The organism is Haemophilus sp. SZY H56 (assembly GCF_054332415.1).
The window spans coordinates 1-667 of record NZ_JBTGNX010000042.1 but is presented as its reverse complement, the minus strand read 5'-3'; the positions used below and the strand labels follow the sequence as shown (position 1 = coordinate 667).

The window sequence follows — 667 nt, the reverse complement described above, 5'->3', positions numbered from 1 at the left end:
GACTCAACAAACCAACAATTGAGGTGCAGATTTTTTATGGGTAAACACTACACAATCGAATTTAAATTACAAATTCTTCAACCTATTTTGAATGGAAAAATGAGTATTAGAGAAGCAGCTCGTTTTTACAATATTCCTTCCAACGCCCTAGTCGGGACATGGTTGAAACGGTTTGAAAAAAGTGGCATAAAGGGACTTATTCCCCGTAAACCATCAGGACGACCGCCTATGAAACCTAAATATGCCAGAATGCCACCGCCACCCAAAACTGAAGAAGACCGTTTACGCCTGAGAATTTTACAGCTTGAAGCGGAGGTAGCCTACCTAAAGGAGTTGAGAAGGCTCAGACTTCAGGACGAAGCCGAGCAACGGAAATTATCCAAAGGTTAAGAACACGCTATCCGTTAAAATGGCTTTTAGGCTTTGCACAGTTAGCGCGTAGTACGTTTTTTGCGAAACTTCAGATTAAACCGGATAAGGATGAGGAGCTGAAAAAGGCCATTAAACGCATCAAAGCCAATCATCCTGATTATGGCTACCGACGTGTTCATGCCAGCTTGCCAGGCGTGAATCATAAAAAAGTTCAACGTTTAATGCAGACACTTGGACTTCAAGTGCGGTCAAGAAAAAGCAAGAAATTTACCACCTATCGAGGCACGATAGGGGT

General features: G+C 42.6%; 2 protein-coding genes. Both read left to right on the top strand.

Annotation, left to right across the window (positions count from 1 at the left end):
• The coding region (locus ACXVWP_RS11105) for a transposase (protein WP_458473040.1) at window positions 1-390 on the top strand (390 nt) is incomplete at its 5' end.
• On the top strand, window positions 375-667 hold a 293-nt coding region (locus tag ACXVWP_RS11100; RefSeq protein ID WP_458473411.1), incomplete at its 3' end, for an IS3 family transposase. The genes ACXVWP_RS11105 and ACXVWP_RS11100, both read left to right, overlap by 16 nt.